General features: G+C 64.2%; 27 protein-coding genes. 21 read left to right on the top strand and 6 right to left on the bottom strand.

Annotated elements, in window-relative coordinates:
- Window positions 1–233 precede the first annotated feature (233 nt).
- The 3 genes from XF30_RS19915 (at window position 234) to XF30_RS19905 (ending at window position 2,381) form a co-directional block, all read left to right on the top strand.
- Window positions 234–1,367: an alpha-hydroxy acid oxidase gene (locus tag XF30_RS19915; RefSeq protein WP_109143632.1), complete on the top strand. Its 1,134-nt coding sequence runs from the start codon at window positions 234–236 to the stop codon at window positions 1,365–1,367.
- Window positions 1,368–1,395: 28 nt separating this feature from the next.
- Complete coding sequence (locus tag XF30_RS19910; RefSeq protein ID WP_036044305.1) at window positions 1,396–2,019, top strand: HAD family hydrolase; 624 nt, start codon at window positions 1,396–1,398, stop codon at window positions 2,017–2,019.
- Window positions 2,020–2,177: 158 nt separating this feature from the next.
- Entirely contained in the window at window positions 2,178–2,381 is a 204-nt protein-coding gene (locus XF30_RS19905; protein WP_109143631.1) for a hypothetical protein, read from the top strand.
- 102 nt (window positions 2,382–2,483) lie between these two features.
- Here the strand turns inward: XF30_RS19905 and XF30_RS19900 are convergent, their stop codons facing one another.
- On the bottom strand, window positions 2,484–2,777 hold the full coding sequence (locus XF30_RS19900) for a type II toxin-antitoxin system RelE/ParE family toxin (RefSeq protein ID WP_109143630.1): 294 nt from the start codon (window positions 2,775–2,777) through the stop codon (window positions 2,484–2,486).
- Window positions 2,774–3,001 carry a hypothetical protein gene (locus XF30_RS19895; RefSeq protein WP_109143629.1) on the bottom strand — a complete coding sequence of 76 codons (228 nt, stop codon included), beginning with the start codon at window positions 2,999–3,001 and terminating at the stop codon, window positions 2,774–2,776. Before XF30_RS19895 ends, XF30_RS19900 begins: the two co-directional genes overlap by 4 nt.
- A gap of 131 nt (window positions 3,002–3,132) precedes the next feature.
- Here XF30_RS19895 and XF30_RS19890 point away from each other — a divergent pair, with 131 nt between their 5' ends.
- The 4 genes from XF30_RS19890 to XF30_RS19875 all read left to right on the top strand — a co-directional run bounded on the left by XF30_RS19890 (window position 3,133) and on the right by XF30_RS19875 (window position 7,198).
- Window positions 3,133–4,341, top strand: a complete 1,209-nt coding sequence (locus XF30_RS19890) for a molybdopterin molybdotransferase MoeA (protein ID WP_109143628.1) — start codon at window positions 3,133–3,135, stop codon at window positions 4,339–4,341.
- Between the two features lie 176 nt (window positions 4,342–4,517).
- Window positions 4,518–5,219 (top strand): transcriptional repressor LexA, encoded by a 702-nt coding sequence (gene lexA, locus XF30_RS19885; protein WP_036009965.1) that lies wholly within the window; start codon window positions 4,518–4,520, stop codon window positions 5,217–5,219.
- A 385-nt stretch (window positions 5,220–5,604) separates the two neighbouring features.
- Window positions 5,605–6,039, top strand: coding sequence for a hypothetical protein (locus tag XF30_RS19880; protein WP_025036527.1), 435 nt, complete (start codon window positions 5,605–5,607; stop codon window positions 6,037–6,039).
- Window positions 6,040–6,256: 217 nt separating this feature from the next.
- A complete protein-coding gene (locus XF30_RS19875) occupies window positions 6,257–7,198 on the top strand; it encodes a GAF domain-containing protein (RefSeq protein ID WP_109143627.1) in 942 nt (313 codons plus the stop codon).
- Between the two features lie 6 nt (window positions 7,199–7,204).
- Here the strand turns inward: XF30_RS19875 and XF30_RS19870 are convergent, their stop codons facing one another.
- The 3 genes from XF30_RS19870 to XF30_RS19860 form a co-directional block, all read right to left on the bottom strand.
- The gene (locus XF30_RS19870) at window positions 7,205–9,484 is read right to left on the bottom strand and encodes a ComEC/Rec2 family competence protein (RefSeq protein ID WP_109143626.1); all 2,280 of its coding nucleotides are present in this window, start codon (window positions 9,482–9,484) and stop codon (window positions 7,205–7,207) included.
- A gap of 123 nt (window positions 9,485–9,607) precedes the next feature.
- Window positions 9,608–9,994, bottom strand: a complete 387-nt coding sequence (locus XF30_RS19865) for a nuclear transport factor 2 family protein (RefSeq protein WP_109143625.1) — start codon at window positions 9,992–9,994, stop codon at window positions 9,608–9,610.
- 17 nt (window positions 9,995–10,011) lie between these two features.
- Complete coding sequence (locus XF30_RS19860) at window positions 10,012–11,688, bottom strand: glutamine--tRNA ligase/YqeY domain fusion protein (protein WP_109143624.1); 1,677 nt, start codon at window positions 11,686–11,688, stop codon at window positions 10,012–10,014.
- Between the two features lie 165 nt (window positions 11,689–11,853).
- Between XF30_RS19860 and gltX the strand changes: the two genes are divergently transcribed.
- The 9 genes from gltX (at window position 11,854) to XF30_RS19815 (ending at window position 21,533) form a co-directional block, all read left to right on the top strand.
- Window positions 11,854–13,281, top strand: coding sequence for a glutamate--tRNA ligase (gltX, locus tag XF30_RS19855; RefSeq protein ID WP_109143623.1), 1,428 nt, complete (start codon window positions 11,854–11,856; stop codon window positions 13,279–13,281).
- A 144-nt stretch (window positions 13,282–13,425) separates the two neighbouring features.
- Window positions 13,426–14,727: a citrate synthase gene (gltA, locus tag XF30_RS19850; RefSeq protein ID WP_036009984.1), complete on the top strand. Its 1,302-nt coding sequence runs from the start codon at window positions 13,426–13,428 to the stop codon at window positions 14,725–14,727.
- 178 nt (window positions 14,728–14,905) lie between these two features.
- A complete protein-coding gene (locus XF30_RS19845) occupies window positions 14,906–16,084 on the top strand; it encodes an ROK family transcriptional regulator (protein WP_192893426.1) in 1,179 nt (392 codons plus the stop codon).
- A gap of 60 nt (window positions 16,085–16,144) precedes the next feature.
- The gene (locus XF30_RS19840) at window positions 16,145–17,431 is read left to right on the top strand and encodes an ABC transporter substrate-binding protein (protein ID WP_109143621.1); all 1,287 of its coding nucleotides are present in this window, start codon (window positions 16,145–16,147) and stop codon (window positions 17,429–17,431) included.
- Window positions 17,432–17,445: 14 nt separating this feature from the next.
- A complete protein-coding gene (locus tag XF30_RS19835) occupies window positions 17,446–18,351 on the top strand; it encodes a carbohydrate ABC transporter permease (RefSeq protein WP_085972169.1) in 906 nt (301 codons plus the stop codon).
- Entirely contained in the window at window positions 18,344–19,201 is an 858-nt protein-coding gene (locus XF30_RS19830) for a carbohydrate ABC transporter permease (protein WP_036010046.1), read from the top strand. The genes XF30_RS19835 and XF30_RS19830 overlap by 8 nt, the downstream gene beginning before the upstream one ends.
- Window positions 19,202–19,211: 10 nt before the next feature.
- A complete protein-coding gene (locus XF30_RS19825; protein ID WP_109143620.1) occupies window positions 19,212–20,321 on the top strand; it encodes an ABC transporter ATP-binding protein in 1,110 nt (369 codons plus the stop codon).
- Complete coding sequence (locus XF30_RS19820; RefSeq protein ID WP_036025234.1) at window positions 20,318–21,085, top strand: SDR family NAD(P)-dependent oxidoreductase; 768 nt, start codon at window positions 20,318–20,320, stop codon at window positions 21,083–21,085. Before XF30_RS19825 ends, XF30_RS19820 begins: the two co-directional genes overlap by 4 nt.
- Before the next feature lie 130 nt (window positions 21,086–21,215).
- Window positions 21,216–21,533 carry a hypothetical protein gene (locus XF30_RS19815; protein ID WP_141697647.1) on the top strand — a complete coding sequence of 106 codons (318 nt, stop codon included), beginning with the start codon at window positions 21,216–21,218 and terminating at the stop codon, window positions 21,531–21,533.
- Window positions 21,534–21,846: 313 nt separating this feature from the next.
- Here XF30_RS19815 and XF30_RS19810 read toward each other — a convergent pair whose 3' ends face one another.
- Complete coding sequence (locus tag XF30_RS19810) at window positions 21,847–22,509, bottom strand: phytochelatin synthase family protein (protein ID WP_057030485.1); 663 nt, start codon at window positions 22,507–22,509, stop codon at window positions 21,847–21,849.
- 258 nt (window positions 22,510–22,767) lie between these two features.
- On the opposite strand from XF30_RS19810, the gene XF30_RS19805 reads away from it, so the two are divergent.
- From XF30_RS19805 to XF30_RS19785, 5 genes are all read left to right on the top strand, one after another.
- Window positions 22,768–22,983 (top strand): dodecin family protein, encoded by a 216-nt coding sequence (locus XF30_RS19805; protein WP_035699963.1) that lies wholly within the window; start codon window positions 22,768–22,770, stop codon window positions 22,981–22,983.
- A 156-nt stretch (window positions 22,984–23,139) separates the two neighbouring features.
- Window positions 23,140–23,451 (top strand): hypothetical protein, encoded by a 312-nt coding sequence (locus XF30_RS19800; RefSeq protein ID WP_057030484.1) that lies wholly within the window; start codon window positions 23,140–23,142, stop codon window positions 23,449–23,451.
- A gap of 148 nt (window positions 23,452–23,599) precedes the next feature.
- Window positions 23,600–23,785: a hypothetical protein gene (locus XF30_RS38175; RefSeq protein ID WP_036025247.1), complete on the top strand. Its 186-nt coding sequence runs from the start codon at window positions 23,600–23,602 to the stop codon at window positions 23,783–23,785.
- 39 nt (window positions 23,786–23,824) lie between these two features.
- A complete protein-coding gene (locus XF30_RS19790; protein ID WP_036010004.1) occupies window positions 23,825–24,151 on the top strand; it encodes a GcrA family cell cycle regulator in 327 nt (108 codons plus the stop codon).
- Window positions 24,152–24,459: 308 nt separating this feature from the next.
- Complete coding sequence (locus XF30_RS19785) at window positions 24,460–25,995, top strand: PAS domain-containing sensor histidine kinase (RefSeq protein WP_158284393.1); 1,536 nt, start codon at window positions 24,460–24,462, stop codon at window positions 25,993–25,995.
- The last annotated feature ends 65 nt before the right edge of the window (window positions 25,996–26,060 follow it).

Genomic DNA, 26,060 nt, shown 5'->3' with positions numbered 1-26,060 from the left:
TCTCACAATACCATTCTGGTTTCTTCAAGGCCGGGATGCCGCGCTGGCGGGTACACCGAAGAAATCCCTTCGCCTTGACCTAAACTTTTGGCAACGTTCCGAAACTGTTTCGAAGCAACACGACACCGGTCCAGGCCGCCCACGCCTCGCAGCTATGCGATTTTAGGATGGTTTTGGAGGGCCGGACGCGATAGGCGATGGCGACAAGACTTCAAATTCTCGGGAGGACAACAATGAATGAAGCGCCCCGCATCCGGCCGGAACGGAACGTCGAGCTCGGCGCCAGCGACGAGCCGTTCCAGAACCTGCACGAATTCATCCAGAAGGCGCGCGCCAACCTCAACCAGAATGCCTGGGACTACATCGTCGGCGCCGCCGAGACCGAGACCACGATGCGGCGCAACCGCATGGCGCTCGACGAGATCGCCTTCCGCCCGCGCGTGCTGCGCGACGTGCGCAGGATCGATGGCAGCGTCGAGCAGTTCGGCCGCAAGCTGCGTCTGCCGGTGGTGCTGGCTCCCGTCGGCGCACTCGAGATCTTTGATCCGGATGGCGCGGCGAGCGTCGCGCGCGCTGCAGGCAGGTTCGGCGCGGCGCACATGCTGAGCTCGGTGTCCGAGCCCGGCCTCGAGACGACCGCCGAGGCTGCCCCCGATGCACTGCGTCTCTATCAACTCTATGTCCGCGGCGACGATGCCTTCGTCGCCGACGTCGTCAGCCGGGCCGAGAAGAACGCCTATGCCGCCTTCTGCCTGACCGTCGACACCGCCCATTACAGCCGTCGTGAACGTGACATCGCCAAGCGCTACGTTCGCGAGAGCCGCCTGCGCGCCACCGGCGGCGATTTCCAGAAGGGCCTGGAGTGGCGGACCGTGAAGATGATCAAGGACACGTTCAAAATTCCGCTGATCCTCAAGGGTATCGCCACGGCCGAGGATGCGCAGATCGCGCTCGATCACGGCGTCGAGTGGATCTACGTCTCCAACCATGGCGGACGCCAGCTCGACCACGGCCGCGGCGCCATGCACGTGCTGCCGGAGATCGTCGACGCCGTGAAGGGCCGCGCCAGGATCATGGTCGACGGCGGCTTTTGCCGCGGCACCGACATCGTCAAGGCGATCGCGGCGGGCGCCGACCTCGTCGGCATCGGCCGGCTGCAATGCTGGGCGCTGGCGGCAGCCGGCGAAGCCGGCGTCGCGCGGATGCTGGAGTTGCTCGAAGACGAGGTGCTGCGCTGCCTCGGCCTCCTGGGCGCCACCTCATTCGCCGAGCTCGACAAATCCTGCCTGCATCCGGCGGCCGCCACCAACGCGCCCAGCGTGTTCAGCGCGTTCCCGCTGTTCGACCACGAGCCCTATCGTTACTGACGCGCCATACTGAAGTGAAAAGGACGCAATGACATCGCTCTCTCCCGGCAGCGCGGATGCGCTGCTGTTCGACCTCGGGCGCGTTGTGCTCGACATCGACTTCTCCAAGGCGATCGCCTGCTGGGCGGGACATGCCGGCTGCCAGCCCGAGGCCATCATCGCGCGCTATGTGCGCGACGAGGCCTACCGGTTGCATGAGATGGGCAAGATCAGCGATGCGGACTATTTCGCCTCGCTGCGGTCCTCGCTCGGGATCGGCATCTCGGATGCGCAATTCCTGGAAGGCTGGAACGCGATTTTCGCCGGCGAGATGCCTGATATCGCCGAGCTGCTGCCGCGCGCGGCGAAGCAGATGCCGCTCTACGCCTTCTCCAACACCAATCGGCCGCACGTCGACCATTTCTCGAAGGAATATGCCGGTCTGCTCGGCCATTTCCGCGAGCTGTATCTGTCCTCCAGCATCGGCCTGCGCAAACCGGATGCCGAGGCCTTCGACCATGTCGTGGCGGCGATCGGCGTGCCGGCCGAGCGCATCGTGTTCTTCGATGACCTCGCCGAGAACATCGAGGGAGCACGGGCGCGCGGCTTGACCGCCGTGCATGTCACCTCGCCGCGTGATGTCGGGAACGCATTGAAAGCACTGGGGATCTGAGCCGCGGGAAAGCCCGGAGCGCGCTCACTTGCCGGAACAAAAACTGCTGAAGATGTGGAACCTGATCACTTTGTGCATTTTTATACAGAGTTCCGGGAACGGAATACCACCCTTCGGACTCATGAGTCCGTTGGGACTTCTACATTGGACTGATCGACGTGCTGGGCAAGACCTATCTCACCAAGCAAGCCTCTCTCCTGCTCGAATTCGCCAGAACCACCTCGGATTCTGACCTCTCCGCCAAGCTGATCAGCAAGGCCGCCGACCTGAAATCCCAGGCGGACCCGCTGCCGGACAAGGATCAGGGTCCCAAGCCGCCCGACGTCGCGGATTTCAGTCCGGGCGATCCGACGGGGCGTTGAACGATGTTGGCCGTGGCGCTGGTCATTCTCGTCCTTGCCATGGCAATCCTCGTTCCGGTCTGTCTCGCCTTCCGCATCATGCCGCGGCGGAGTTGAGCCCGCTCAGACGTCAGAGTGCTCGCGTTCCTGTGCGGGATGCTTGATCGCAAGAACGACGATTTCGCCGGCCTCTACCTCCAGCCGGTAGTAAACCAGGTAACGGTACCGCCGCGTTACCAGCTTGCGCACGCCCTCGACCTCCTGTCGTCGTCCAAGTTGCGGAAAGCGAACAAGATCTCGAAGGGATTCAAGGATCGCAGCGCGCACGCGCAATGCGCCTTTGGGGCTGTGCTCCCTAACATAATCGGCAATCTCAATCAGATCCTTGGCCGCGCGTTGCGTAAATCTGAGCTTCATCGCTCGAAGCGGCGAAAGGCGGCTTCGATCTCGGCGTCAGACGCAAATTGCCGGAGGTTCGCCTGCGTGAGCCCCTCGAGGACCGCCGCAAGATGACCGGGATCGACTTCCTCAGCCTCCTCTCCGGCGTCGCTCAACGCCAACATGGCGCGTGCAATCTCGTCCTGGCTATCCGCAGGAAGCCGCCGCACGGCCTTCAGCGCCTTTTCGAGCAGTTCTGTCATTGGCAGAAGATAAGCCGGGTCGAGACCAAAAGGAAGTGTGATTCCTGGCTGGCAAGGGAGGCCTTTTGCTTCAGCTCCTCCGCTCGGCTAGAACTTGCCGACCCAGTCCTGATTTGTTGCGGAGTTCGCCCGTGGCCCTGATGCCGGTTTCTGACGCGCTTGCTGCGGTGTTGGCCGGCGTCGAGCCGCTGGCTGAACAGATGGTTTGCCTCGACGAGGCCTACCATCGTGTGCTCGCCCGCGATGTCGCGGCGCGGCGCACGCAGCCGCCGGAGGCGATGTCGGCGATGGACGGCTATGCCGTGCGCACGGCCGACGCGGCATACGATTCGAGGTTGACCGTCGTCGGCGAGGTCGCGGCGGGCCGGCCGTTCGCGGGAAGCGTCGGCCCCGGCGAAGCCGTGCGGATCTTCACCGGCGGCGTCGTTCCCGACGGCGCCGATGCCGTCGTGATCCAGGAGGACACGGCTGCCGACGGCAAACATGTCACGATCAAGGAAGCCGCCATTTTCGGCCGGCACATCCGCCCTGCAGGCGTCGACTTCCGCGAAGGCGACGTGCTGCTGCGCAAGGGAATCCGCCTCACCGAGCGCGATCTCGCCCTCGCCGCCGGAATGAATCATCCGCATCTCGCCATCATCCGCCGCCCGAGGGTTGCCGTTCTCGCCACCGGCGACGAGCTCGTGATGCCGGGCACCACGCCTGGTCGCGGCCAGATCGTCTATTCCAACGGCTATGCCCTGCATGCGCTCGCCCGCAGCGAGGGCGCCGAGACCATCGACCTCGGAATTGCCGCCGATACGCTGGAGGCGACGTCCGCCGGCATCCGCCGCGCGCGCGAGAGCGGCGCCGACATCCTGATCACGACCGGCGGTGCCTCGGTGGGCGACCACGACCTGGTCCAGCAGGCGCTCAAGGGCGAAGGCATCGCGATGGCGTTCTGGAAGATCGCGATCCGGCCGGGCAAGCCGATGATGCACGGTCGGATAGGCGCGATGCGCGTGATTGGCCTGCCCGGCAATCCCGTGTCGTCCTACGTGTGCGCCTTCCTGTTCATGGTCCCCTTGATTCGCGCCCTGTCGGGCCGTTCAGCGATTCATCATCGGCGCGAGCGCGCCGTGCTGGGCCGCGATCTCGCCGCCAACGACCAGCGCGAGGACTATCTGCGTGCGCGGCTGGAGGAGCGCGACGACGGCACGCGCGTCGCCCTTCCGGTCAGCCATCAGGACTCCTCCCTTCTTGCGAATCTCGCTGCGGCACAGGTACTTCTGTTGCGCGCACCGTTCGCGCCGAAGGCCGAGGCCGGCACGCCTTGCGAGGTGCTCCGGCTGCCCGTCTGAGCCGCCCAGCCACACGCATTCCGCGAGCTTGGCCGCGTTCACCATAAATTAAGCAGTTGCGGAACACATATCGAACATATAGTGTCCGTTCATGATTTGTTTCGAGGATGTAGCGGCTTAGTGCCGGCTTCATCGTGTCGGAATCGAACGACATCAACCGGGGGACTTTGGTCGAGATGTTGACGCGCAAACAATACGAGCTTCTGCGGTTCATCAGCGAACGTCTGAAGGAAAGCGGCGTGCCGCCGTCCTTCGACGAGATGAAGGATGCGCTCGACCTGCGCTCGAAGTCAGGCATTCATCGCCTGATCACTGCGCTCGAGGAGCGCGGCTTCATTCGCCGCCTGCCCAACCGCGCCCGTGCCATCGAGGTGATCAAGCTGCCCGAGCTGCAGGCCGCCGCCGGCAATCGCCGCGGCTTCACCCCGAGCGTGATCGAGGGCAACCTCGGCAAGGTGCGCGCGAGCTCCAGCCCGCCCGCCGACGAGGGCGAGCGCCCGGTCGCGGTGCCCGTGATGGGCCGCATCGCAGCAGGCACGCCGATCGAGGCGCTGCAGACCCGCAGCCACACCATCAGCGTACCGCCGGACATGCTCGGCTCGGGCGAACACTACGCGCTCGAAGTGCGCGGCGATTCGATGGTCGAGGCCGGCATCCTCGACGGCGACATGGCGCTGATCCAGCGCAACGAGACCGCAAATACCGGCGACATCGTGGTGGCATTGATCGACGACGAGGAGGCCACGCTCAAGCGCTTCCGCCGCCGCGGCGCCTCGATCGCGCTCGAGCCCGCCAATGCCGCCTACGAGGTCCGCATTCTTCCGCCGAACCGCGTGAAGATCCAGGGCAAGCTGATCGGGCTTTACCGGAAGTACTGATACGGGAAACATCAAGCGCCGCGCGCGTTTCGATCGGCATCGGCGATCCAGGATCGGAGCGGATACTTGTCCGCTCCGGCTGGACGGTTTCTCTGGTTCTGCGCCGGCTGTCCGGTCCATCTTCCCGCGCGACATTCCCCCGCGCAGGCGCGCAGCCATTTCTGCTTCGCCGGTAGAGTTGTGCCGGCAGTGCTGATAGCTCCGGCCGAATGCAAGGACGCGAGGTTTGTTCCTATCGAATCCGGGAAAGATAATGTGATCGCGCGCTGCGGACGCGAGCCGCAGATTTGCCCATAACCGAGCAGAGCGTTGTATGCTTCCACTCTGATAGAGGCCTGCGCCTCGAAAGAGACGCGGGTCGCTATCCCAGCATGAGGAGCACCCGATGTGTGACTACAGCCTGCATGCCGTCGCGACGCGCCCCGCCGAAGTCGGCGAGACGATCGTCACGACAACCTTCCGCGGCACCTCGACGCGCGGTTTCGCTTCCGAAGCCGATCCCTCCGTCGCGGTCTGTCTGCTGCCGGGGACGGAGCTCGCTTTCGCCGACAACGTCCGCTACGACAACCGCTGGATCTGGACGCGCACCGTGAACTCTCGCGTCGGCAAGTTCGGCAAGATCGACCCGCACATTCCCGATCGCCATCATGACGCGATCGAATTCCCCGACGGCAAATACGTGCTGGTGACGCAGCTCGTCGAAGGCCAGCGCGCGACCGTGCTGCAATTGCCGGTGACGCAGCCAGCCCCCGAGCGCGAGCACAAGCCGCAGATCGTCGCCGACACGCGGCCCACGATCACGCGCCTGCCGATCGGCTGACGCCCTTCGGCCGACAGGCCGAGCCCGGGATTGAAATTGCCGTCGCCGGCCGAGGCCGGCGAGCCCGGTAAGTTTGTGTTTCAGGACATTCGATCGGCGAGCCCACCGCCGCGCCTCGTCGTCGCACGAAGTTTGGGCCGTGCTGCCCGCATTTTGAACGTCCGCTCCGCAGCCAAATGACCGATGCTGTCGTGGTTTGAGGCGGCGGACACGCTCGATGAAGACCTTCATTCGCGTCGTTGAACTTTGGGTACCCGACCGGACGCGCATGCGGCTGGAATTCGGCGGCGGCCTCTACGACGATGGGCTGTCCGCGTTCAAAGCCGTCAGCGAAGAGCTGCACTTCGGATATGACGAGGGACTTCCCGGCAAGGCCTGGACCTGTGGCCACCCCGTCATCCTCACGAAATTCGCCAACTCCTATTTCAAGCGGACCGATCAGGCCGCTGCGGCCGGCCTCACCTGCGGCGTGGCGGTGCCGGTGTTCGCGGGCGAATTCCTGCAAGCCGTGCTGGTGCTGTTCTGTGGCGACGACGAGGCGCACGTCGGCGCGATCGAACTCTGGCACAACGATCCTGATCTCTCGCATGAGATGGGGCTCGTCGATGGCTATTACGGCACCGCGGACATGTTCGAATTCAACTCCCGCCACACCAGATTTCCACGCGGCTTCGGCCTGCCCGGACGCACCTGGAAGGCGGGCCTGCCGCTGATCATCAAGGACTTGCACGACGCCAAGAGTTTCCTGCGCTGGGAGGACGCCGCCAAGGTCGGGATCAATCTCGGCGTCGGCGTGCCCTACCGAACCGGTACCGACCAGACCTGGGTTCTGACATTCCTCTCCGCGCAGGCAACGCCGATTGCACGACGCTTCGAGATCTGGGTCCCGAACGAGGACCGTTCGGCGCTGGTCTTTCGCGCCGGCGATTGCAGCGCGCAGACCGACCTCGCCGCACGCTATGCGGCGCAGTCCATCGCCAGGGGCGAAGGCAGCATCGGCGGCGCCTGGGCCGCCGGCATGCCCGCGCTCAACGACGATCTCACCTCTGACGGCTCGATCGCCGGCTCCGAAGCCTGCGCAGCCGGGCTGAGCCGAATGGTGGCCCTGCCGGTTATCGGCAACGGAAGGCTTGACGCCGTGCTGGCCTGGTATTTGTGATCCGCGTCAATCGTCGGCCTGCAAGTCGGCCTCCGATGGCGTTGCGTCCCGGTTGCGGGGCACGGCCGCCTTCGGCACGAGGCTGCCGTCGAAATCTCCCTCGCCGGCGCCGGCCGGCAGCCAGGGACGGCTTGCTCCCCTCGTCCTCACCGCCTGCACCGAAAAGCCCTCGCCGCGTCTCGTCAGAGCCAGTGCGCCCTGACTGGCAAGACGCGCCCGATCGACCACCATCGCCGCGCAATCGGGTGGCGCAGGCCGCGCCGTCACCACCAGCGCGGCGCGGCTGCAATCATCGGCCAGCGCGTCGATACGCGTCGCCAACGCGATCAGTCGTCCGTCCGCGAGCGGCGCCACGCAGCCGGACTCGTCACACGACACCCCGCTCGCCAACGAGGCGTTGCCGGCATCGCGCGGATCGGCATCGGCAGCCAACCACTCCTTCAGCAGGAAGCTGTCCTTGCTGGCGCGGATCACCTGCAAGCGCCCATCCCCGCCCCGGACGGCGACGCTCGCGCCATCCCCGGCAATCAGGATATCGGGCTGCCGCACCGACAGTCCCCAGAGGATCGCTGCCAGCAGCACCAGGGCGCCGGACCAGCGCAAGGGCGTGCGCAACAGGCCCATCACGATGAGCCCGAGGCTCGCTGCGATCAGCGGCGCGATCCCGAAGGCGGGAATGCGGCCGACGGCGCCCGGCAGGGCCACCACCCAGCGCGCGACCAGGACCATCCACTCGATGCCGATCCCCATCAACCACCAGAACACGCCGTCGAGCCCGAAGGGCGCCGCGAGCAGCCCCAACAGCCCGGCCGGCATCACCAGCGCCGAGACCACCGGCATGGCGCCGAGATTGGCGAGCACGCCGTATGGGGTCACGCGATGGAAGTGGAAGGCGGCGTACGGCGTGGTCGCGAGCCCCGCGATCAGCGAGGCCAGGAACAGCATCGCGATCTCGCGGCCGCCCCACAACGCGATCCGCGCCGTCGCGGAATGATCGGGCGAGGCGAGCAGGTTCGGCATGCCGATCTGCACCAGCGCCACCAGCCCGAGCGTTGCCGCAAACGACATCTGGAAGCTTGGATGCACCAACGCCTCCGGCGCGACCGCAAGCACGATCAGCGCGGCAACCGCCAGCGTGCGGAAGGTGATGGCGCGGCGGTCGACCATCACTGCGATCAGCACCACCGCCGTCATGAAGAACGATCTTTGCGTCGCAACCTCCGCGCCCGACAGCAACAGGTAGAACGCGGCCGCGACCAGCGCCGCGGCGGCCGACCATTTCTTGATGGCAGAGCCGGCCGCCAGCCCCGGGATCAAGGCCAGCAGCGCGCGCACCGCGAAGAAGACGACGCCGGCGACGACCGCCATGTGATAGCCGGAGATCGACAGCACATGGCCGAGTCCCGAGACGAACATGGCATCGTTCACGGGCGCGGTGATCGCATCGCGCCGCCCCGTGAGCAGCGCCGTCGCAATCGCGCGGTTGTCGCCTTCGAGCGTTGCGCGGATGCGCGCGTCGATCGCGTCGCGCAGGCCCTGCATGAAGGCGGCATAGCGCAGCCGCAGGCCGCCGCCATCCGGCGGTGTGGACGCCGTGATCGCGCCCATCACGAAGCCGGAGGCGCCGATGCCCTGGAAGAACATGTCGCGCGAGAAATCATAGCTGCCGGGGCGCACCGGCGAGATCGGCGGGAGCAGCCGCGCCTTCAGCTGCACGAAGCTGCCAACCTCAGGCGCCGTGCCCTTGCGCACCGAGAGGCGGACGCGCTCGAGCTTGACGTCGCTGCGCTGCGCCTCCATCGCGCTGACGCGCAGCACGAAGCGATCGGTGCGCTCGCGGATGTCGCGCGCTTCCACGAAGCCCGACAGCGACACCGAATAGAGCGGTTTTGCCAAAACGGTGTGCGCGATACGCGCGGTCTTCCAGGTCGCCACGGCAAAACCAGCCGCGACCGCCGCGAGCATGATGGCGGGCGCAAACAGCCGGCTCCGCCGGAGCAGCACCGCGCCGAGCATCAGCGCGATGGCTGTGGCGGCAACCACCAACAGCACCGGCTCATGATCGGCGGCGAAATAAAGCGCAATGCCGCCGCCGAAGGCGACCGGCACCCACGGCAACAGCCGGCCAGGCCCGGCCTCGCCCCGAGCCCATTGGCGCAGCGTCTCGATGATCGCCGGCCAGATGCCGAGGCCCGCTGGCGCCAAGCCGCCGGCCGGGGCGGCGCGGCCGACCGGCCACGTCCCGGCAACTCCCTGGGACCGTCCTGGCCGGCCCGGCTCCGCCATTCCCCTGCACCTTACGATACGCGACGGCTGCGGAGGCTACCGGACCGTGCGGCTGCACGAATAGCGGTACGGATCGGGAACAGGCGAAGAGCGCCCTACTTTTCTCCGGGCTGGCGCCCGTTGCTAGATCAGCGGCGCCTGCGACGAGGCGTGGTGATTGACGATCTTCCAGCCGCCGTCCTCGCGGATGATGACCCAGCTCATCTTGACGACGAGATCATCCCGCTCGCCCGCGAGATCGAACGTGATGGTCGCGGCCATGTTGATCAGATCAGGGCCGGCCTGCGCGGCGTGCACGTCGGAGAAGGTCGCGCTCGGCCTCCCCCAGCGCGGCAGGCCGTTGAAATAGTCGGCGACGCCATCTCGGCCGCGATAGAGCTTCGGATTGGAGCCGAAGAAGAACGCGTTCCTCGCATAGAGCGAGGACAGCGCGGCCGCATCGAGCGCCGCGAAGCCGGCGCACCATTTCGCGATGATGGCGGAAACGATGGCGTCGGCCTCGCTGCTCATGTCCTGCTCAGCCCTTCTCAACCCTTGGCGACTTCCTTCGCGAACGTGTCGCGCAGACCGATCGTGCGCGAGAACACCGGCTTGCCGGGCGTCGAGTCCTTGTCACGCACGAAATAGCCCTGGCGCTCGAACTGCATCGGCTCGGTCGAATTGCTCTCCGCAACGGACGCCTCGACCCGCGCATCGGCGAGGATCTCCAGCGAGTTCGGGTTGAGATCGGTCGCGAAGTTCGAGGCATCCGGGCTCGGATTGGCGAACAGCTGGTTGTAGATGCGGATCTCCGCCGGCTTGGAGGCCGCCGCCGGCAGCCAGTGCATGGTCGCCTTGACCTTGCGGCCGTCGGGCGCGTTGCCGCCCTTGGTCGCGGGATCATAGGTGCAGCGCAGCTCCACCACCTCACCCTTGTCGTTCTTGATCACGCCGGTACACTTGACGAAATAGGCATAGCGCAGCCGCACCTCGTTGCCAGGCGACAGGCGGAAGAACTTCTTCGGCGGGTTCTCCATGAAGTCGTCCTGCTCGATATAGAGCTCACGGCCGAACGTGATCTTCCGCGTGCCGGCCGAGGGATCGTCGGGATGATTGATCGCCTCGAGCTCCTCGGTCTGCCCTTCCGGATAATTCTCGATCACCACCTTGAGCGGCTTCAAGACCGCCATGCGCCGCTGCGCCGTGCGGTTCAGCTCCTCGCGGATGCAGAACTCCAGCATGCCGACATCGACCACGCTGTTGGCTTTGGCGACGCCGATGCGCTTGACGAACTCGCGAAGTGCAGCCGGCGGCACGCCGCGGCGACGCATGCCCGCCATGGTCGGCATGCGCGGATCGTCCCAGCCCGCGACATGGCCGTCGCGGACGAGCTGGGTCAGCACGCGCTTGGACAGCAGCGTATAGGTGAGATTCAGCCGCGCGAATTCGTACTGATGCGGCTGTGAGGGCACCGGCAGCTTCTCGATGAACCAGTCGTAGAGCGGTCGGTGGTCCTCGAACTCCAGCGTGCAGATCGAATGCGTGATGCCTTCGATGGCATCCGACTGGCCGTGGGCATAGTCGTAGCTCGGGTAGATGCACCATGCGTTGCCGGTGCGCGGATGGTGCGCATGCAGGATGCGGTACAGCACTGGGTCGCGCAGATTGATGTTGCCCGCGGCCATGTCGATCTTGGCCCGCAGCACGCGCGCGCCGTTGGGGAATTCGCCCGCCTTCATGCGGCGGAACAGGTCGAGGTTCTCCTCCACGGAGCGTTCGCGGAACGGCGAATTCTTGCCGGGCTCGGTCAACGTGCCGCGCGAGAGGCGGATCTCCTCCTGGGTCTGGTCGTCGACATAAGCGAGGCCGTCGCGGATCAGCTGCTCCGCCCATTCGTACAGGCGGTCGAAATAGTCCGAGGCGAAGAACAGGTTCTTGCCCCAGTCAAAGCCGAGCCAGCGCACGTCGGCCTGGATTGAATCGATATATTCCTGCTCTTCCTTGACCGGGTTGGTGTCGTCGAAGCGCAGGTGGCAGCGGCCCGGAAACTCCTGGGCGACGCCGAAGTTGAGTGCGATCGACTTGGCGTGGCCGATATGCAAGTAGCCGTTCGGCTCCGGCGGGAACCGGGTCACGATCTCCTTGTATTTGCCCTGATCGAGGTCGGCCTGGATGATGTCACGAATGAAATCGCGCCCAACCTCAGATGCCACCGGTTCTGTCATTACGAAAATCCTGTAGGGAAATCAGCGGTCCTTCTGCCAAATTCGCGTGGCCGCGCCAAGAGCTTACAAGAGCTTAAGCAAGGCCTGCCGGGTCCGCCGTCGCCCTTTAGTTATGTCCCGTTCCTGCTATACACCACCGCCTCCAATGCATAGGCCCTGCCAAGAATGTCCGATTCCGTCGTCACGCGCTTCGCTCCCTCGCCGACCGGCTTCCTCCATATCGGGGGCGCCCGCACGGCGCTGTTCAACTGGCTCTATGCCAAGAAGCACGGCGGCAAGATGCTGCTGCGGATCGAGGATACCGATCGGGAACGCTCCACGGAGGCGGCGATCGGCGCCATCCTCGACGGGCTGAAGTGGCTCGAGCTCGGCTGGGACGGCGAGGTCATCTACCAGTTCGCCCGCGCCGCCCGGCACCGCGAGGTTGCCGAGCAGCTGCTCGCCGATGGCAAGGCCTACCGCTGCTACGCCACCGCCGAAGAGCTCGCCGCCATGCGCGAGAAGGCGCGCAGCGAGGGGCGCACCCGCCTCTATGACGGCATGTGGCGCGACCGCGACGCGGCGACGGCTCCGAGCGACGTCAAGCCCACCATCCGCCTGCGCGCGCCGCAGACCGGCGAGACCGTGATCGAGGACCAGGTCCAGGGCCGCGTGGTCTGGCAGAACGAGAACCTCGACGATCTCGTCCTGCTGCGCGGAGACGGCAACCCGACCTACATGCTCGCCGTGGTGGTCGACGACCACGACATGGGCGTCACCCATGTGATCCGCGGCGACGACCACCTGATCAACGCCGCGCGCCAGAAGCAGATCTACGATGCGATGGGCTGGGAGCTGCCCAGCATGTCCCATATTCCGCTGATCCACGGCCCGGACGGCTCGAAACTCTCCAAGCGGCACGGCGCGCTCGGCGTCGATGCCTACCGCGCGATGGGGTACCTGCCGGCTGCGCTGCGCAACTACCTGGTCCGGCTCGGCTGGAGCCACGGCGACCAGGAGATCTTCTCGACCGAGGAGATGATCGACGCGTTCGATCTCGGCAGCGTCGGCCGCGCCGCCGCCCGCTTCGATTTCGCCAAGCTGGAAAACCTCAACGGCCACTACATCCGCCACGCCGACGATCAATCGCTCGTGAAGATGTTCGAGGACGTGCTCGACCACGTCGTGCCGAGCCGCGACGAGATCAAGGCCAAGTTAAACGACACCACGCGCGCGCAGCTGCTCAAGGCCATGCCGGCGCTCAAGGAGCGCGCCAAGACATTGATCGAGCTGATCGACGGCGCCCATTTCATCTTCGCCGACCGGCCGCTGGCGCCGGATCCCAAGGCGCAGGCGCTGTTGACGCCCGAGAACCGCAAGCTGATCGGCCAGCTTCATTCCGCGCTGGAGAAAGTCGAGACGTGGAGCGGCGCCACCACGGAAGCGGCGCTGCGCGCCTTTGCCGAGGAAAATAGTCTCAAGCTCGGCGCGGTCGCCCAGCCGCTTAGGGCGGCGCTCACCGGACGGACGACGTCCCCTGGTATATTTGAGGTTTTGGAGGTGCTTGGACGCCAGGAAAGCCTCGGCCGGCTTAGGGATCAGTCTACGACGTAAGTCGACCATGCGTGCGGCGATCTTGCAGCGCACATAGCAATAATATACCCATCTCCCCCACATTCTGGAACATCCGGCCTGCCCCCATGGTCGCCCTGGGGGTCTCCGGCTCCGGCCCGTCTCACCACACATCGGGGACCTCTGATGGACGCAAAAGAAAGCCCAAAGACCGCGACGCTGACGGTCGGAAACAAGAATTTCGATCTTCCGATCCTCAGCGGCAGCGTCGGGCCTGACGTCATCGACATCGGCAAGCTCTACGGCCAATCCGGCCTGTTCACCTACGATCCGGGCTTCACCTCGACCGCGAGCTGCCAGTCCAAGATCACCTATATCGATGGCGACGCGGGCGTGCTGGAATACCGCGGCTACCCGATCGAGCAGCTCGCTGAGCACGGCGACTTCCTGGAGACCTGCTATCTCCTGCTCTACGGCAACCTGCCGACCGCCGCGCAGAAGAAGGATTTCGACTACCGCGTGACCCATCACACGATGGTGCACGAGCAGATGGCCCGCTTCTTCCAGGGCTTCCGCCGCGATGCCCATCCGATGGCGATCATGGTTGCCGCCGTCGGCGCCCTCGCCGCGTTCTATCACGATAGCACCGACATCAACGATCCGAAGCAGCGCATGATCGCCTCCATGCGCATGATCGCGAAGATCCCGACGCTGGCTGCGATGGCCTACAAATACACCGTCGGCCAGCCCTTCGTTTATCCGAAGAACTCCCTCGGCTTTGCCGAGAACTTCCTGAACATGTGCTTCGCGGTGCCTTGCGAAGACTACAAGGTCAGCCCGGTGCTCGCCGACGCGCTGGAGAAGATCTTCATCCTGCACGCCGACCACGAGCAGAACGCCTCGACCTCGACGGTGCGCATCGCCGGCTCCTCGGGCGCCAACCCGTTCGCCTGCATCGCGGCCGGCATCGCCTGCCTCTGGGGCCCGGCCCATGGCGGCGCCAACGAAGCCGCGCTGAACATGCTCTATCAGATCGGCACGGTCGACAAGATCCCCGAGTTCATCGCCAAGGTGAAGGACAAGAATTCCGAAGTCCGCCTGATGGGCTTCGGCCACCGGGTCTACAAGAACTACGATCCGCGCGCCAAGATCATGCAGAAGATGTGTCATGCCGTGCTCAAGGAGACCGGCCATGGCGACGATCCGATGCTGAAGGTGGCGATGGAGCTCGAGAAGATCGCGCTCAGCGACCAGTACTTCATCGACCGCAAGCTCTACCCGAACGTGGACTTCTATTCGGGCATCACGCTGAAGGCGATGGGCTTCCCGGTCTCGATGTTCACCGTGCTGTTCGCGGTCGCCCGCACCGTCGGCTGGATCAGCCAGTGGAGCGAGATGATCGAGGATCCCCAGCAGAAGATCGGCCGCCCGCGCCAGCTCTACACCGGCGTCGCCAAGCGCGATTACGTGCCGATCGACAAGCGCTAACGTCAGGCCATCACGCCTTTCGCAGCGGCGCCATCGCAAGATGGCGCCGTTTTGTTTGCGCCCGCACTTTCCCTCGTGCTGCCACGCACAACAACAAGTCCATGCTCACGGCGGCAAGCGCCTTGACAGCCTAAATGCTCCGCGCGCATTCTTACTCTAAGTAAGAATGACGACAGGGATGGAAATGCCGGAGCAGCCGAGAAGTCGGCGGCAGACGCGCGCTGCCATTTTGACTCATCTGCTTCAGTCGGGCGGCTCGTTTCGTCCGCCGCTGGCCAAGGCCGTGCGTCTGTCGGAAGCGAGCCTGTCGCGCATCCTGCTCGACCTGAAGGCCGAGGGTCTGATCGAGGAAGTGCGGCGCCCTGCCCCTTACGTCGGCGGCCCGACCGGTCTCGTGTCGCTGGACGGCGCGGTGGCGCTGGCAGCCTTCGAGCTGACGACGCAGCGGCTCAGCGTCGGGGTCGGCGGCCTGTCGGGTGAGCTGCACTACACCGAGCGTGTGCCGCTCCCGAAGACGCCTGACGTCGAGACCGTCGGCCGGGCATTTCGCGAAGCGATGACGTTGTTGCGCGACTGGACGCGGCGCCGCCGGATCACCCTCTCGCAGATCGGCGTCTCGATTCCCGGCCTCGGCCGTCTCAGCATATCGGCCAATCCGATCATTCCCTGCGACGTCGCTCGCATCAGCGACATGTTCGGCGAGATGTTCGCCGGCGTGCCGCTCGAATTCACCAATTCGGTCGTCGCGCATGCCACCTTTCACCGCTGCCGCACGGAAAACTACCCGTTCAACGACACGCATCTGTTCGTGCTCGTCAGCCACGGCGTCGCCGGCGCCTGGATGGATGATCCGGCCGAGACCGATGCTCTGCAGCCGATCGAGCTCGGCCACATGGTGTTCGGGCCTGACGGACCGCGCTGCCGCTGCGGACATCACGGCTGCGTCGAGGCCTATACGTCGATTCCCGCGCTGGCTGCGCTTCTCGGCGTTTCCGAGACCGAGCTGCTCCAGCTCGGCAACGAATGGGTCAACACGGTCCCGATCTCATCGCGCGTGCGGCAGGATTTGCGCCGTCGGCTGTTCCGGCTCGGCCTTGCGATCGGCAATACGCTGAACGTCAAGCCGTGCGGCGGCGTTGCGATCAGCGGCTGGCCGTCGCTTCTCGCTGAAGAGGATCGGCAAGCACTGGTCGATGGCATCGATGCCTGCCTGCTGGGCGGACGCAAACTGGCGCAGGTCTCCCTCGCTTTCGTGCCGCCGTCGACCGGCAGCGATCCGCAGGCTGCGCTCGCCTTCGCCGCCTTTTGTCTCGCCAGTCGTGGCGGCATGCCCGCGGCATCGACGGAGGCGGCCTGACATGCGCTGAGCCCAAACGGCCTATAAAGCGCGAACGATTTCACACCGGGAGGAACTGCCATGCCGATCACAACAACAAGGCGTCGTCTGCTCGCTGGCTCTGCTGCCGCGCTCGCATTTCCGCACCTTGCCCGCGCGCAAGGCGCGGCCAAGCCGCGACTGACCGCGATCTCGCAATGGTCGGCGGGCAGCGACGGGGCGGCCATTACGGCGCTCGGCAAGAAATTCGAGGAGAAGGGCGGCGTTTGGCAGCACTCGCCCGTCCCCGGCTTCACCACCGAGATGATGAACAAGCTGCGCGCGCAGATCATGGCCGGCGATCCGCCGGCTTGCTCGCAGCTCAAGGGGCCCGAGATTGCGGCCTGGTCGAAGATTGCGCCCACCGTAAATCTCGATGCCCTCGTCGCGGCCGCCGGCTACGAGAAGGTTGTCGCTCCGGATCTTGCAAAGCTGCACAAGCCCGGCGGCAAATGGATTGCGCTGCCGCTACAGATCTACAGCACCAACATGCTCTTCCTGTCCAAGCGCGCGATGGACAAGGCGAAGGCGGACAAGGTCCCCGTCACCTGGGCCGACTTCAACGACCTCGCCGAAAAGATGAAGGCGGGCGGAGTCGCTTCTCCCATCGCCAATGGCGGCACCCGCCCGGACGACGGACAGAAATTCGAGGCGGCTCTCGCGGGCATCAGTCCGCTCGCCTATCGCGCGGCCATCATGAATCTCGAGAAGAAGGCCCTCGAGGGTCCGGAGATCAAGGCCGCGTTCGCCCAGGTGCGCAAGATCGCCGACTGGATGGACCCCAACGTCGGCGCCCAGCATTTCTCGACCAACCTGAAGCGCTTCATCGACGGCGACATGGGCATGATGATCATGGGCGGATGGGCGCAGGGCGTATTGCGCAATGCCGGATTCAAGCTCGAGGACTTCATGATTGCGCCAGGCCCGAGCGACAACGGCAAGCCGGTCTTCCTGTTGAATGCCGACGCCTTCATCTTCTGGCAGCGCAAGGAGGCGGACCTGCAAGCCGGCCAGACCCTGATGGCTCAGCTCGTCATGGATCCGGCGATCCAGACCATGTACTCGCAGATCACCGGCTCTATCCCCGTGCGCACTGACGTCGATCTATCAGGCGAAGGCTGGTCGGACGGGCAACGAACAACCTCGAAGGCCTTGAAGGAGGCCATCGCCAGCAATCAGGCCGTCCTCAGCATGGCGCACAACATGGCGCAGGAAAACGGAATGACCGCGGCGATGATCGACGTAATCACGGAGTACGTGAAGAACAAGACGATCAAGCCGGAGCAGGCAGCCACCCGCCTCGCCGAGGCCGTCGAGGGCGCGCGTTGAGCAATGCCGCCACGATGAGACCGGGCCGGCCGGCGCTTCCCGAATGGGTGCGCCGGCTGCCCGAATATCTGACGATCTGGGTGCCGCTGCTGCTGTCGGCGGCGCACCTCGTCTCGTTTTCGCTCTGGACGATCTGGATCTCGTTCACGCCGTCCACCCTCGTTCCCGTTGCGGGCTGGGTCGGCTTGCGCAACTACACGGCGGTCACGGCATCGCGCAACTGGCAAATCGCCTTCGACAATTTGCTGCTGTTCGGCAGCGCTTTCGTGCTGCTGAGCGCAGCGACCGGCCTCATCCTCGCGATCCTGCTCGATCAGCGCATTCGTGGCGAGAACGTGCTGCGCTCCATCTTCCTCTATCCCCTGGCGGTGTCCTTCGTGGTCACCGGCACGGTCTGGAGCTGGCTGCTCAATCCCGGTCTCGGGATCCAGAAGCTGGTGCACGACCTCGGCTGGACCTCCTTTAAGTTCGACTGGCTGATCGACCGCGACATGGCGATCTGGACCATTGTCATCGCCGCGATCTGGCAATCCTGCGGCTTTGCCATGGCGCTGTTCCTTGCCGGCCTTCGCTCGGTCGATCCCGACATCATCAAGGCCGCGCAGATCGACGGCGCGGGACCGGTCCGAACCTACCGGCGTATCATCCTGCCGTCGCTGTGGCCGATCACGGTCACCGTCGTGGTGATCCAGTTGCAGTTCGCGATCTCGACCTTCGACCTCGTGCGCGCGCTCACCAACGGCGGACCGGGAATCGCGACCCAGCTGCCGGCACTCGTCGTCTACGACCTGATGTTCCAGCGCAGCCTGCTCGGCCGCGGCGCGGCGGCGGCCGTGCTGATGTTGCTCATTCTTCTCGCGGTGCTGCTGCCCTATGCGGCGTGGCGATACATCCAGCGACGGCGAGGCGCCCATGCCTGACCGCAGCTTCGCACCGACCCGGATCCTGATCTATCTCGCCGTCTTCTTGATCGCCGCGGCCTGGCTCGCGCCGCTCGTGGTCGTGGTGCTGAACTCGCTGCGGACCAACGAGGAGATCGCGCAGGGATCGATGATCGGCTGGCCGCAGCATCTGGCCTGGAGCAACTACGCCGCAGCCTGGAGCGGCTTCTGTGTCGCCGAGACCTGCGCCGGCATCCGGCCCTACATGCTGAACTCCGCGCTGGTCACGATTCCCGCCACGATCTTCTCCACCCTGCTCGGCGCAATCGCCGGTTACGCCGTGTCGCTCTGGCGCTTCCGAGGCGACAACTGGATCTATGGCATCGTGACGCTTGGCCTGTTCCTCCCCCAGCAGATGCGCCTGCTGCCCTGGACCATCGTGCTGCGGGACGTCGGCCTCATCAACACCCTGACCGGCCTCGTGCTGATTCACACCATTCAGGGGCTCTCATTCACCACGCTGTTCTGCCGGAATTATTATGTCGCCATTCCCCATGAACTGATCAGGGCCGCCCGCATCGACGGCGCCGGCTTCTTCCGCATCTTCTGGCGCATCATCCTGCCGCTCTCAGGTCCCATCCTGATCGTCACGGTGATCTGGCAGTTCACCCATATCTGGAACGAGTTCCTCTATGGCGTGACGTTCACCACCGGCCAGCAGCAGCCCGTCACCGCAGCGCTTATCGCGCTGTCCGCCGCCGTCGCGGATATCCCGCAGCATGGCGTGCAGAGCGCAGCGGTGATCATCGCCGCGCTGCCCACGCTGTTGATCTACCTGCTCGGCGGCAAGTACTTCGTCCGCGGCCTGACTGCCGGGGCCGTGAAATGATGGAGTTGTCATGGCAGCACTGAGCATTCGCGCCCTGTCCAAGCGTTACGCCAATCTGGAGGTGCTGAAGGACATCGCGCTCGACATCGAGAGCGGCGAGTTCACCGTGCTGGTCGGCCCGTCCGGCTGCGGCAAGTCCACCCTGCTCAACATCGTCGCCGGGCTCGACCGCCCGAGCGCGGGAACGATCGAAATCGGCGGCCGCGTCGTCAATGACGTCGCGCCGAAGGACCGCGACATCGCCATGGTGTTCCAATCCTACGCGCTCTATCCCTCGATGACCGTGCGCCAGAACATCACCTTCGGCATGGAATGCCGTCACGTTCCCAAAGCCGAGCAGGACGCTGCGGTCAGCAATGTCGCAAAACTGCTCCAAATCGAGCCGCTGCTCGGCCGCAAGCCCTCGCAATTGTCCGGCGGCCAGCGCCAGCGAGTGGCGATGGGACGCGCGCTGGTGCGCAATCCCCTGCTCTTCCTGTTCGACGAACCGCTCTCCAATCTCGATGCCAAGCTGCGCGTCGAGATGCGGATGGAGATCAAGCGCCTGCATCAGCGCATCGGCGCCACCATCGTCTATGTCACGCACGACCAGATCGAGGCGATGACGATGGCGACGCGGATCGCCGTGATGCATCAGGGCAGCGTGCAGCAATTCGCCGATCCCGACACCGTGTACCGCTATCCCGCCAATCTGTTCGTCGCACGCTTCATGGGCTCGCCGCCGATGAACACCATGCCGGCGCGGCTCGAGGCCGAAAATGACGGTCCGGTCGTCGTGATCGGCGCGGGAAGGCCCGACGAGCTTCGTCTGCGCCTTACGGGGTACGACGCCGCAGCACCCTTTGTCGGGCGCAAGGTGGTGTTCGGAATCAGGCCGGAATGCATCGCTGAGGGGAGCCGCACGTTTTCCAGCGAAGCGCCTGTCCTCGTCGAGGCGCCGGTGGAGCTGGTCGAGCCCACCGGCGCCGAGACGATGGTGCTCCTGCGGCTCGGCGGCGAGCCCGCGATGGCACGAGTCTCGCCGGATATCCGCCCCGCGCCCGGCACGTCCGCCGCCTTCGCGCTCGACACCCGCCGCATTTGCCTGTTCGACCCCGAGACGGAGCGCCTGATCGCATGACGAAGACGACCTATTCCAGCCTAGCCGGCAGCGTGGTGCTGATCACCGGAGGCGCCAGCGGCATCGGCGCCGCCTTCGTCCGGGCCTTCGCGGGCCAAGGCGCCCGGGTCGCCTTCTTCGACATCGATAAGGACGCCGGCGAAGCCCTGGTGCGGGAAATAGCGGCCTCGTCCGGGCCCGCGCCGCTGTTCGTGCCCTGCGATCTCCTCGACATCGATGCCCTGCGCAGCGCGATGGCAGAGGCCCGCCGCTCGCTTGGCGACGCCGCCGTTCTCGTCAACAACGCCGCCAACGATCAGCGCCAGGCTCTCGCCGAGGTCACGCCGTCCGAGTTCGACTGGATGATCGGCGTCAATCTCAAGCACGTCTTCTTCGCGGCGCAAGCGGTGGTGCCACAGATGCAGGCGCGCGGCGGCGGCTCGATCATCAACATGTCGTCGATCGCCTGGATGCGCGGCGCGCCGGCACTGCCGGTCTACGCCGCGGCGAAAGCGGCGATCGTCGGCTTCACCAACTCGCTGGCGCGCTCCGTCGGTCCCGACCGCATTCGCGTCAACGCGATCGCGCCGGGCATGGTCATCACCGAGCGCCAGCGCAGGCTGTGGTATCCGGACGATCGGGTCATCGCCGAGATACGCTCGCGCCAGGCGGTGCCCGATGCGGTAACGCCCGAAGACATTGCCAATATGGCACTGTTCCTCGCCTCCGACGAAAGCCAGCGCATCACCAGCCAGTGTTTCAGGGTTGATGGCGGACTCGCCTAGGCCGGTGCGCATAAGACCGTTCGAGTGCCCTTTGCTTAGCCCTACGTGACGTTCGACAATAGTGATTGGAACTAGGAAACCTTGGGAGGTTCGCGCGTTTAGGGGCCGGAGCAAGCCGTGGAGGAGAAGCATGCGAACAGCAATTCTCGCATTGATTGTAGTTGCCGGAAGCGCAATGAGCTTCCAAGCAACGGCCCAACAGCAAAAGGCCGCACCCAGTGAGCAAACCAAGGAGGAGATGAAGCGCGACGTGGACCGGGAGCTCAAGGCTGGCCAGCCCAACGAGCAGATGCAGCGCGATGCGGACAAAGGGATCAAGACCCGCAACTCCGGAGAGTCCGGATACGTGGCCGATCAAGACAAGCCGGCCGCTTCGGCGCATCCTCCGGGCCGACCGGGAAGTGAGCAGACCACGGGTTCGGGTAGCCAGACCGGCACTCCGAAATAGAACACTCAGCCTGCTCTGCGTCTACGGCGAGTTGCGCGGGCGCCGGAAGTGGCCAATTCACGGGTCGCATGCGGTCCCGGGTTAGCGTGTCGTCCGCCTGGTTGCCGCCCAAATGTCCTCCCGGGGTCAGTATGTCGCGCTCAGTGTACGCGTGGAGCGAGACCCCGGGGGCAAGTGGCGGGCCGTCATAGGGCGCACAAGCGTCAGTCGAGGCAAGGACGGCCTCCGCGTTCTGTCCACCGCCGATAGCCGACATCCAAGCTGCCTCAAATTATCCGGCTAAGGGCCACGGTGCGAGACCTGGAGCGGGATGTTACTCTATGAACAGCAGTCCCCTCTTCTTATCGCCGTCAAACGTATTTACAGCGTCGAACAGCCGCTTCCGTTCGACTAGCCACGGCTGGAAATCGAAATTGACATCGAGCACGAAAACGAGGTCTTCGGCTTCGAAATAGCCCCCAATTGGGGAATGGTGTCCACTACCAGCACCAAAAATATGAGCGCGATCGAAATTCACGATGTAGCGTCGCCGCGGATCGTTGGAGCGACGGAGATGCTCCAGAAACTCGTTTTCGCTGAGATCGCGCAAGACAGTAACTTTCCGGCTGGTGTTGGACTGGGCGACGTTGGCCAGTTCGTCAAGCGTGAGCCCCATGATGCATACGCCTGTCCAGCAACTCCACGTCCCGGCCAACACCTTGCCTTCCGTCCTTGCCGCCTCGCCAAGGGACCGATACGCGTTAGCAACAGCGGCAGGTCCGCAGCGAGAGCCATTTGACTGCCAATCAACGTGTCGTTCAAATGTTGCTGCCACGGGCAGGTGCCACGCACGCTCAATAAGCTCCGGAGTACGTGTGACCGATGAGGCTATGGCTTCTGATGGCACGTGCGATTGATTGACCACCAGGGCCCCGGCACACACCAGACTCAGGGCAATCACCAAGCTGCTGATGCTTACGCGGTGCCATCGCTTCATGGATCGGAACCTTGGCGGCAATGACGACTTAGGCGCGCAAAATTATACTCGGAAGCCGGAGAGCGCGAAGAAGATACCTGTCCGCGTTCGTTCGGGCTGAAAATGCGAACATAATTTCCGACAGGACGACCCGAGTTCTTCTTTTGGGTCGAACAGGAAAGTGACAGCCAATCGGACCCTTTCCGCGGCATCCCGAGATGTATCAGCGTCGAGATCCCAGTGCTAGACTTCCTGCTCCTAGCGATTGGGAGGACGGACATGCCCGATAGCGTCTACAAGGTCATTGAACTGGTCGGTACCAGCAGCGACTCATGGGAGAAGGCGGCCGCTAACGCAGTCGAGCAAGCTGCTAAATCTCTCCGAGATCTGCGCATTGCAGAGGTCGTCAAGCTCGATATGCAACTGGATGACAAGGGAAAAGTTGAGGCCTATCGCGCCAAGCTCAACGTATCGTTCAAGTTCGAGGGCTCCTGAGCCTCAGCACCTCGCCGCTTCGGGCGAGGACGGCTCATTGGACAGGCGCGTTGCGGTCCGCCAGCCGGACGCTGTGGCCCATCCCGGAAGTTGGCACTAGTCCGAGCGGGACCGAAATGCTTTGATGCGAAGGAGCGTATGGCGCGTGGTGGCCCCATGTACATGGTCATTCGCAAGTACAGTAAGGTTCGTTCGGTCGCCGACGCCGCTCGTCGCGCCAAGAGCGGCGTCGGTGAGATCCTAAGACAATCGCGGGGATTCAAATCTTACCATGTGCTGGATGCGGGCGACGGTGTCGGTATCGCGGTGATGATATTTGACGACCGCGAAAGCGCCAACGCAGCGAACGCCAAGATACTGGCATTTGTTCAAGCCAGTCTACCCGACCTCGATCTTGGAGTTCCTGAAATCGCTGCCGGCGAGGTTTTGGTGAACTTAGAGCCCAATGGGTCCTCGGGCATCAAGTAGCCGAAAACGCTGCCTGTTGCATGGCCCGCCGCCCGCTGATCGTGCAGTCTACCCGACCTGCATCGCGTTTGCGGCGGTCGCGCCCCGGCACCGGCATATGCCGGCCAAGAATCTGGCGACTGCGCTAATTTTCGAGGAGCACAATGCCATGAAGCAACACACCTCCGAAGCATTTTCCACCACAGCCAGGAAACTGCTCATGCGGATGCGCATCGTGATGCCACCCAGGGATCCCGATGAAGACGAGGAGGATGAAGACGAGGAGGACGAAGACGAGGATGAGCAAGATGATGCCGATGAACCGGCGGTCGTGCGCGAGCCGGACGAAGACTAGACTAGCCGGTGTCTGGCAGTCGCCGTTATACTATCTCTCATGGGCTGGGATGCGAAAGACATAGCGCTTCTCAAAAGGCTCTGGTCCGCGGGGCAGAGCGCGGCGCAGATTGCGCGCCATCTCGGCTGCAGTCGTAACGCGGTATGCGGTATGCTGAACCGTCTGGGCCTGAAGCGCGGCCACAAGCCGCCCACAGCGCAGCCCCAGATAAGGCCGGCCCCGAAGCTGAGGCCGTCGTCGGCCGCCTGCGCCCGTCCCATCGCGCGGAGGGTGTCGCCGAGTACAGCAGAGAGGGAGCTGCCAAAGGAATTCAGCCGGCAGCAGCTTTACGCCATTCTGGCTGAGGCGGTCAGAAACACTGGTTAAGAGCTCACCACGAACGTCCTTGCCCTCCCGTCCATGTCGGCCGCGTCGTTACTTTGCAAATGAGCGTCGGCCACCCGCGAGCCAGAAACAGGGCCCACCTCACACGCATACGTTGATGGAACCGGGTTTTAGCTCGCGTTGTTTCGGCTCGGGGTCGTCACAGCCATGTCGCTATAGAGAAGCCCTGTATACGGGAGTATAGTCGCCAAAGGCATACTCCCGATCGATCTTGATCGGCTCCGGGGGGGGACGCGATCCGGCACGAGAAATCTGTCGATTGATCCATCACGCGTGAGCAAGAGATGATCATGCAACATGCGATTGAAGTGCCGTCGGTCGCCCTCGATTCGAATGAGAGCAAGCGCCCCGAGGAGGCACTGCGCGAGAGCGAGGAGCGCTTTCGCACGCTGGTGCAATTCTCCTTCGATGTGTACTGGGAAACGGACGCGGAGCATCGCTTCATCCGCCAAGAGTTCGCCGAGACGCTTCCCGAGCCGCCGGTCTCCGAGATCGGCAGGACACGATGGGAGATCCCGTATCTCGAACCTGACGCAGATGGCTGGCACAAACACCGGGAGATACTCGACGCTCACCTCCCGTTTCGCGATTTCGAGCTCGCGCGGCCGATGCCCGACGGCGGCAAGCGCTATATTTCCGTCTCTGGGCTGCCCATCTTTGACAAGACAGGGAACTTCGTGGGTTACCGAGGTGTGGGGCGCCACATCACGGAGCGCAAGCGCGCCGAACAGGCGCTGATCGAGAGCGAGGCCCGTTTCCGTACCTTCGTGGACCACGCGACCGATACGTTCATGCTGCACAGTGAAGATGGTCACGTTCTCGATGTGAATCGGAATGCCTGCGAAAGTCTCGGCTACAGCCGGACCGAACTGGTTGGGGCAACTGCGGCCTTGTTCGATCTGGAGATGGATGAAGCGACTTGGCGTCGCAACCGCGAGCGTCTCAAGGCCGGCGGCATCGCTACGCTCGAGAGGCGCTATTGCCGAAAGGATGGCACTGTGTTTCCCGTCGAAGTTCGTATGCGCGAGTTCTGCGAAGTCGGACAGTCACGAATCATTTGTCTGAGCCGCGACATCACCGAACGCAAGCGAACCGCCGAGACGTTCCGCGAGATGCAAGCTGAACTAACACACGCCAATCGCGCGGCGGCAATGGGCCAGGTCACGGCTTCGGTGACACACGAACTAAGCCAACCAATCACCGCGGTGCTCTGCAACGCAGAGGCCGCACTGAACTGGCTAGGAACACAATCTCCGAATTTCGAAAAGGCACAGCAGGCGCTCGTATCCATCGTCACAGAAGCCAAGCGAGGCGGCGAGATCATCAGTTGGATCCGTTCCTTGATCAAGAAAGCTCCGGCGCCGAAGGAGAGCGTCGATGTCAATGGTGCAATCCTGGACGTGATCACCATCGCCCGTAGCGAGCTGCTCAAACATGATGTCTCGATCCAGACCGACCTCGCTCCGGGCTTGCCGCTCGTGAAGGGCTATCGCGTTCAGCTGCAACAGGTGGTTCTCAATTTGATCCTCAACGCGATCGAGGCAATGAACTGTGTCGACGTTGGCGGACGAGAGCTGCGGATCAGCACGGCTGCAGATGCTTCAAATCTCGTTGTTGTCGCCGTACGGGATACCGGACCTGGACTTGACGTCGCAATCGTTGACCGCCTGTTCGAGCCCTTCTACACCACCAAGCCGGACGGAACCGGCATGGGCTTGTCGATTTGCCAATCGATCATCGAGGCGCACGGAGGACGACTTTGGACTGGTGCCAATGAACCACAGGGGGCGGCGTTTCACTTTAGTCTGCCTTCGCAACAGGAGTGATCCACGTCGCTTTAGCGTAACTCACGCCTTCGCTGTTGCGTTTCTTGGCGTCTGCTCTTTGGAGG

Origin of the sequence: Bradyrhizobium sp. SUTN9-2 (assembly GCF_003122645.1) — a bacterium.
Taxonomy (GTDB): domain Bacteria; phylum Pseudomonadota; class Alphaproteobacteria; order Rhizobiales; family Xanthobacteraceae; genus Bradyrhizobium; species Bradyrhizobium yuanmingense.
This window is presented reverse-complemented; position numbering and strand designations above follow the sequence as displayed.